The organism is Terriglobus sp. YAF25 (assembly GCF_052113305.1).
GTDB lineage: Bacteria > Acidobacteriota > Terriglobia > Terriglobales > Acidobacteriaceae > Terriglobus.
In genome coordinates this window covers 1-7210 of the sequence record NZ_JBFRCY010000156.1, presented here as the reverse complement: position 1 = coordinate 7210, position 7210 = coordinate 1, and the positions used below count along the sequence as shown (strand labels likewise).

Here is a 7210-nt window from a genome sequence, read left to right as displayed (position 1 = left end):
GCGTTGTAGCCTTCCAAGCGCAGTTCAAGCGACGATCCTTCGGTAAGACGCGTGGTCTTGAAGAGCGAGAGATCGAAGTTGAGAGTGCCCGGACCACGCAGCGCGGAAAAGTAACGCGGCGAATTGCCAAACGTATAGTCCGGAGGATTGATAAACGCCGCCGTATTGAACCATCCATTCTTTCCGCGATTCGGGACGGTGAGACTCGCGCCCGGGACAAGATTCGGCCGTGTCGCAGTTCCCTGGTTCGAGGCGCCGGTGATCCCGAGCGGCCTGCCGCCCTCCGCCGTCATCACGACATTGAACTGGTATCCGCTCACCAGCCGGTCGAAAGCACCGGTATCGTTGAGGAACCGCTTTCCTTTCCCGAAGGGAAGGTTGTACAGCGCGGCGATGGTGCCACGGTGACGTACATCGATGGCATCGATCGAGTAGTCCGCATCCAGATTGCGCCAGTTCTGCAGACCGTTTCCTGTCGGTGTCCCCGTTACCGTAGAAAGATCCGTATAGATGGGAAGGCTCATGAGCTTGCCATAGGTATAGCTGGCGATGAGCTGCAGGCCTGTGTCCGAACGGCGCTGCACGTTGACGAGCAGATAGTTTCCATCGAAATGCGCTGCACGAGGGAACCCCAGGGTGATGGCGCTCATATAGGGAAACGGCTTCAGCAGATTGGCCCGGGTAATCGTCGGCGCTCCTAAGGCGCCAGGAACCTGCCCGGAATATGGGTTCGGCACGGATGCGTTCAGATACGCCGTACCCAGGCTGTAGTAACTCGGATCCAACGTATTGATATTGATATTCGGCATGTCAAAGTGTCTGCCATGGTTGCCGAGATAGGAGACATCAACCACCGTCCTCGAAGGAAGCTCATGCGATAGCGTCAGGGTGTACTGCTGTGACGAAGGATCCTTCAACGAAGGAGACACATAGGTTGCCGACTGTCCCAGGAACGCATTCGGTCCACCTGCGGCGCCAAGAGGTGGCGTTGCCGGATATGGGATGCCGCCGGCAAGTGTAAAGGCCGGTCCGTAATTCGTTGTGGAGGTCCAGCTTGTGCCCAGGCTGCCGAACCCATTGGAGCTTCCTGCTCCCTGCATATAAGCATTCTGTGCGGTCGTGGGATAGTACACCGCATATCCGCCGCGAGCTACGGTCTTTCCGTTCGGAGTCAGCAGCAATGCGAAGCCGGCACGCGGTCCCCAGTTATTCCAGTTCTCGCGTACGAAGTTCGTGCCGTATCCTCCCTGGCCGGCATATACCGCAGCCCCTTTGAAGCCGTTCGTCGGATTCGTTACGTTGATATTGAAGTTGGAATAGCCATTATGTTTTTCGTACGGCTGCCTCATAAAGTCATAACGAAGACCGAAGTTCAACGTGAGACGCGCGTTCACGTGCCAGTCGTCCTGCAGATATGCTGCGTACAGCCACTTACGGTACTCTGTTCCGGCGGCCAGTTGTGCCGTCGCATTATTGACAGCGCCGATCAGAAAGCTGGCATAGATGTTGCCGGGAGCGGCCGATGTCTGCACCGTCGTGCTGGTGCCTGCAGCCGTCTGGTTGCCGCTGAAGTTGAACAGTCCGGATGCGTAGTTCGACTGCAGGTTGAACGACTGCGCCAACCGTCCGTCAAAACCGAGGCGGAGCGTGTGTGACCCCATCGTCCTGGTCACATCGTCCATAACCTCCATCGTCGTTGAAGCGCGGAAGCCAAGCGCGTTATTGGGCACGTTCAGCCCGTTGCTGAACGCCGGAATCAGATCGGGGCGTGAGTTCTTTAGGCCCATCTTGCTTGCGTAGTCCTGGCCATAGGTCTGCGGCAAAAATGGCAGGGTGGCACGAAGCACCGCGATACGGAAGTCATTGAGCAGCGACGCGGAAAAAGCATGCGTCTCCGACAGCACACCGTTCCACACACTTAAGGTGTCGTTGCGATAGTAAAGCGGACTATATCCGAAGGTCGCATTGTTCTGGTAGTTGCGGTAAAAGGCCAGCCGACCGAACAAACTGTCCTTGTCGGAGAGGCGATAGTCGATGCGGCCCATCGCGGTACGTTCATTCGAGATGAGCTTGGGATTCGCCACATAGTTGTTGGCATGCGTACAGGAGTCATAACTTCCCGCCGTGTTATTGGCGCGCGGATACATCAGATCCTGTGCGGCCAGTGCGACCGGGTCAAGATTGGTCAGCTTGTTATTGGCGTAAGGCTGGCGCGACTGCGTTGGAGTGGAGGTAAAAGGGTTGTAGAGCTGCAGGGTGCTGTCTGTTGGATACTGCGAGCAGCCACCATTGCCCAAACGGCGACCGAGATCGCTATAGTCCCCGGCCCGCTCCTGATCGGTCGGGACCGACGAATAGTACGTCTGCGCGTTAATGAAGCGGTATTCTTCATAGTCTCCGAAGAAGAAGGCCCGGTCATGACGAATAGGGCCACCGAGCGTACCGCCGTAGTTATTGAAGCGCAGCTCCGGTTTGCCGAAGACCGGTTTCGGTAAGGCAAGAGTGGCGTCCAGTGCGTCATTCCGAAAAAACTCATAGACAGAGCCATGAAGCCGGTTGCCTCCGGACCGTGTAATCACGTTCACTACACCGCCCGAGGTGTACCCGAACTGCGCAGGAATTACACCGCTCATAATGCGGAACTCTTCCACCGCGTCAGACTTAACATTGATGCCGATCTCACCGTGGAAGTTCTGGAGGTTATTCGCACCATCCAGCAGATTGTTATTCAGTCCAGGCACACCGCCGGAGATGCGGATAGCAGAAGGCTGCGTGCCGCGATTGGTAAACCCCTGCGAGGTTGCCCCCACCGCCGAGGTCACACCGGCAGAGAGGGTCGCCAGCGCCAGCACGCTGCGCCCGTTCACTGGAAGGTCCTGGGTTGCCCGTTGGTCGACGGTATTCGCGATCTGGGCGTCAGTCGTATTCAGAGTTGGAGCCTGCGCCTGAATCTCAACATACTCGGTCGACGCACCCACCTTCAGCGAAGCATTTGCCGTGACACGAGCTGCGGCGTCCAGCGCCAGGTTGCTCAAGGTGGTCGTTGTAAACCCGGGCGCCGTTACGGTGAGGGTGTAACGCGAAGGATGAAGAGGTTGCGATGTGTAGTACCCGCTCTCATTGGTCACAACATCGATGGCCACTCCGGTCTGATCGTTTTGGATATGAACCCTGGCGGCCGGAACCAGGCTTCCGGTGGTGTCGGTCACGACGCCGCTGATATATCCAACGTCCTGTTGCGCTAACGCGTGGAACGGCACAGCCAGCAGTACGACGAGGAAGAGAAGACGGCCTGCCAACGTAGGAATGGAAAAACTGGAAGAAGACTTCATGGTGGACTCCTGAATAAGACTGCGGTGAATCGTTACTACGGTTATTTCTGTCGTCGAGTGAAGAACGCTACGAGCACAGCGCTCGCCTCTTTTCGTGAAACCGCCTGCTTCAGATCCAAAGCGACGGAGGCGAGAGGTGTATCGCGTGTCAGGTCGGCGTAAAGCGCCTGCAGGTCAGCCTGCTGTTCGTGCGGAGCATCTATCGAACACAGCGTCCGCAGCAGTTCGCTCCAAGTCACCGGTTGCTCGGGATGGAATGCGGTAAATCCCATCGCCTGGCTGAAGCCGCCGAACTTGGCCTGGTCATATCGACCGAAGCTCGGCCACTGCGGAATGACACCGAACGCGCTTAATTGCCCTGCGTCATAGAGCGTCTCGATCTCGCGGAACGCTGACATCGTCCAGGGAACATCGCTGAAGTGCTGATTGCTGACGGAAGGCGACAGACGCTCAGCGTGAACCAGCCAGTTCGCCAATGCTGCCCTGGTCAGCGGAGCATCGGGCTGGAACTCATGCTTATCGCCACCGTCCTCGCCGGTCAGCAGGCTCAGCCGGTCGATCGCCTGCAAATATGGCTCAGTCAGCGGAACATCCCAGAGGAAAACCAGCCGGCAGTGCTGTTGCAGCAGACTGGCCTGCACATCGGGCAGAGAAACATGACGGACACTCGTGCCTTCCTGAAGACTCAGCGCCGCCGCTGTTCCCGCCGCTTGCCCTAACGCCATCCATGTGGGATCCATTCTGACGGCTGAGAACGCCACATGAGTCGCCGAGAGCGCAACCGGTACCAGCAATCCTTCAATACGCTGCGGCACGATGGCGCCGTAAGGAACCTGGAACGGCTGCATGGTATTTGCGAGGAAGAAGTCGCCATCTCCTTTGTCTGGCGTACTCAGGTCCGTCTTCTCGCGAACAGCCTTTGCGTCGATCGGATAGTGGCCGATCGCAATACTGTCTTCATGGAATGGCAGCGTCAGGCCGCGGCCCAGGACAAATGGGTTCACGTCCGCTTCTGTCATCGTGGCTTCGCCATGGATGCGACGGCCTTCGCGCAGAAACATCCGGTACGGGACATTGCCGTTGTCGGTGTATTCATCGGCTGCCAGTCCAATGCCGGTGTGACCGCGATCGTGCTGCAGGTAATAGAGGTAACCCAGCGCATGATTCCGATACAGGCTCTGCAGCCTGATGCGCTCCAGCGGCTTCAGTTCCGGCCAGTCCCAGTTGCCGCCGGGCAGTTCACTGCCTACCGGGTTCACGTTGAACTCGGTCTTGTGATGAGGGACTGACTCATAAAACCTGTACTCGCCGGAGACCGTGTAGTCCTCTGCGCGATAGCCCGGGGGAGGGCTCGCAATCATCGGAGCCTGCTTCCCAATCGCCGCATAGTCCTCGACCGTCAAACGGAAGCCAGAAGAAGGGATTGCCCGATCCTGCTCGCCGGTGGTGCCGGGCAGCATCTCTCCTGTCCAGTTGAAGTAAAAGACGCGGCCTGCGTGCGGCTCCAGGGCAGACCGCGCCTCCCGCCCGATGGAGTAAGGAACGCCTGCCCACGCAGCGATATCCCCTTCATGGGTTGCGTCAATGATCACTTTGCCCCGGAAGGTCCGGCTTCGGCCACTCTTGTCCTGCACCGTGACGCCGGTGATGCGATTTCCCTGCATCACCACTCCAGTCGGCACCTGGTTGTAGAAGACCTCAACATTGGGCTGAGCGGCCACCATGGAGCGAAAGATCTCGGCTGCGATGTGGGGCTCCCAGCGGCCGCCATCACTCGGCAGGTTCGACTGCTGTGACCGTCCGTCCAGAAACATGGACTTCCTTACCTCCATCCGGAAGATAGGATCGGTCGCGGCGTCCCCGGTATAGTGCTCTTTCACGCGCAGGCGGAACTCATCGAAGATGCCCGACAGTGACTCGTAGGAAAATGCATCGATGTTCGAGATTCCGTTAGAGAGCATTCCACCCAGGACAGGTGTGTCCTCCAGCAGAGCTACGTGCGCACCGAGTCGCCCCGCAGCCAGCGCCGCTCCGAATCCCCCGGAGCTGCCGCTGACCACAACAACGTCGAACGTCTCCTTCTTCGTAGCTGACGCTGGTGCGTCTGCAGCGCGTCCCGCAGAGGTGAGAAACAACGATCCTAAAACCAGAACTCCAAGAGCCAGAGCTCCAATCCACTGACGAAGTGATTGCATGCCGGTGAACGTTGCGCATGAGAGATTCCATCGTCAATGTTTTGGCTGTCCGCAAACCGTTGCAACCGTTTACCGCAGGTGTAACGGGCAGAAGAATGTGCGATTTAGTTCACCCTATCGGCGGCGGCTGCCGGCTGCCCGGAGCATGGGAAAAGAGCAGCAACCGCGTGCTATGCTTCTGATTCCGTGAAGACTGTATTGAACCCGGCACAGGAAATCGACGAAGCGAAACTCGCCGCGCTGGTGGCGGTGGAGGCGAGCCGGACCTTCCAGCGCCATGAACAGCTCAGGGCCTTCCTGCGATTTGTCTGTGAGTACGAGATGGCGGGACGCGGCGACGACCTGCACGAGTATCTGATCGGCGTTGAGGTGCTAGGCCAGAAGCCTGGCTATTCGACCATGGAGAACTCGGTGGTTCGGAACCGCGCACACAGCCTCCGCAAGAAGCTGGCCGAATACTATGCCGGAGAAGGCTCCGAAGCGCCCCTGCGCATCGAGATCCCGAAAGGATCCTACTGCCCCTACTACATTAATACGCACATCGCGGCGCCTTCCGCCGATACGGTGGAGCAGACGTCCTCCTTGGAAGAGCGGCCTCGCAAGTTCTACCGGATCTGGCTTTGGGTCGCGACTGCTCTCCTGCTTTGCGCCGTGTGCCTTAGCGTCGGGTTCCGCTGGGGTGAATCGCGCACACGAGCGATTGACGACATTCTGCGACAGGCATGGGGACCACTGGTCTCCAAAGCCTCTCATCCGGTGATCTGCATTGCCAATGCACCTGAACTCTTCGTCCGAAGCCTGCCTGACAGCCTGGCCAACTACAAGCAGCTTCCCGACGAGCTGAACCTGAAGGCCTGGTATGCGGAGCGGTATCCCCTAAAGCAGGGAGACAACCTTTATTTCGTCCCAAACCATAACTCGCCGCTCTGGGGCGATGCTGCGAGCGCCATCACCTTGTCCCGCCTTCTCGCCCACGCCGGAGCCGATACCGAAGTACTGCCGGAGAGGGTACAGTCCGCCTTCGCGCTGCGTAATCGCAACGCTATCCTGATCGGCAGACCGGAGATCAGCCCCGCAGCCGCCGTGTTCCTGAAAGACATGTACTACAACATCCACTACTCCCCGGAGATCCACGATCAGGAGGTGTACTGGACCGATGCGGCAACAAGCCAGGTGAAAGAGCTCAGCCGCAAGCCCGGAACCGTACATGGTCTAATCACCGTCATCAATGAACAACGCAACGACGGCGTGGAGACTAGGCTCGTCGTCATCTCTGGCGAGAATTCGGCAGGCTCTCTTGCGGCAGCAGAATATTTCTCCTGCGCTTCCTGCATGCGGGAGTTCAAAGACCGGCTTCGCGTCGATGGAGTTAAGGACTTCCCCAGGACCTATCAGATCGTCCTATCGACCGAGCAGAACGAAGTCCTTCCCTTCAACTACTCGCTTGAAACGTATCGGGTGATTCAGCGGTAGCGCGGGCGATCAACCGGTGAAGCCGGCCCTAGGCGTATCGACGAATTCGATTTGAGTTTGTTAGGAATTTTGGGTATTCCGAACCCACCCTAGCGTTGCGAGGGTGGGGCACCCGGACACAATAAAGACTAAGCGCTGAAGGCCGGGGTCCCCAATGAACTTTGGTCATTGGGGTCGAAAGGCGCTCCATACCAGCCTGGGTGCCTGTGA

General features: G+C 58.2%; 3 protein-coding genes. 1 reads left to right on the top strand and 2 read right to left on the bottom strand.

The genetic code is table 11. From position 1 onward, the window contains the following. The coding region (locus tag AB4043_RS08530) for a TonB-dependent receptor (RefSeq protein WP_442306855.1) at positions 1-3332 on the bottom strand (3332 nt) is incomplete at its 3' end. A 41-nt stretch (positions 3333-3373) separates the two neighbouring features. Beyond that, complete coding sequence (locus tag AB4043_RS08525; RefSeq protein WP_442302765.1) at positions 3374-5527, bottom strand: FAD-dependent oxidoreductase; 2154 nt, start codon at positions 5525-5527, stop codon at positions 3374-3376. 186 nt (positions 5528-5713) lie between these two features. Here AB4043_RS08525 and AB4043_RS08520 point away from each other — a divergent pair, with 186 nt between their 5' ends. Further along, complete coding sequence (locus AB4043_RS08520; RefSeq protein ID WP_442302764.1) at positions 5714-7000, top strand: hypothetical protein; 1287 nt, start codon at positions 5714-5716, stop codon at positions 6998-7000. Positions 7001-7210 lie beyond the last annotated feature (210 nt).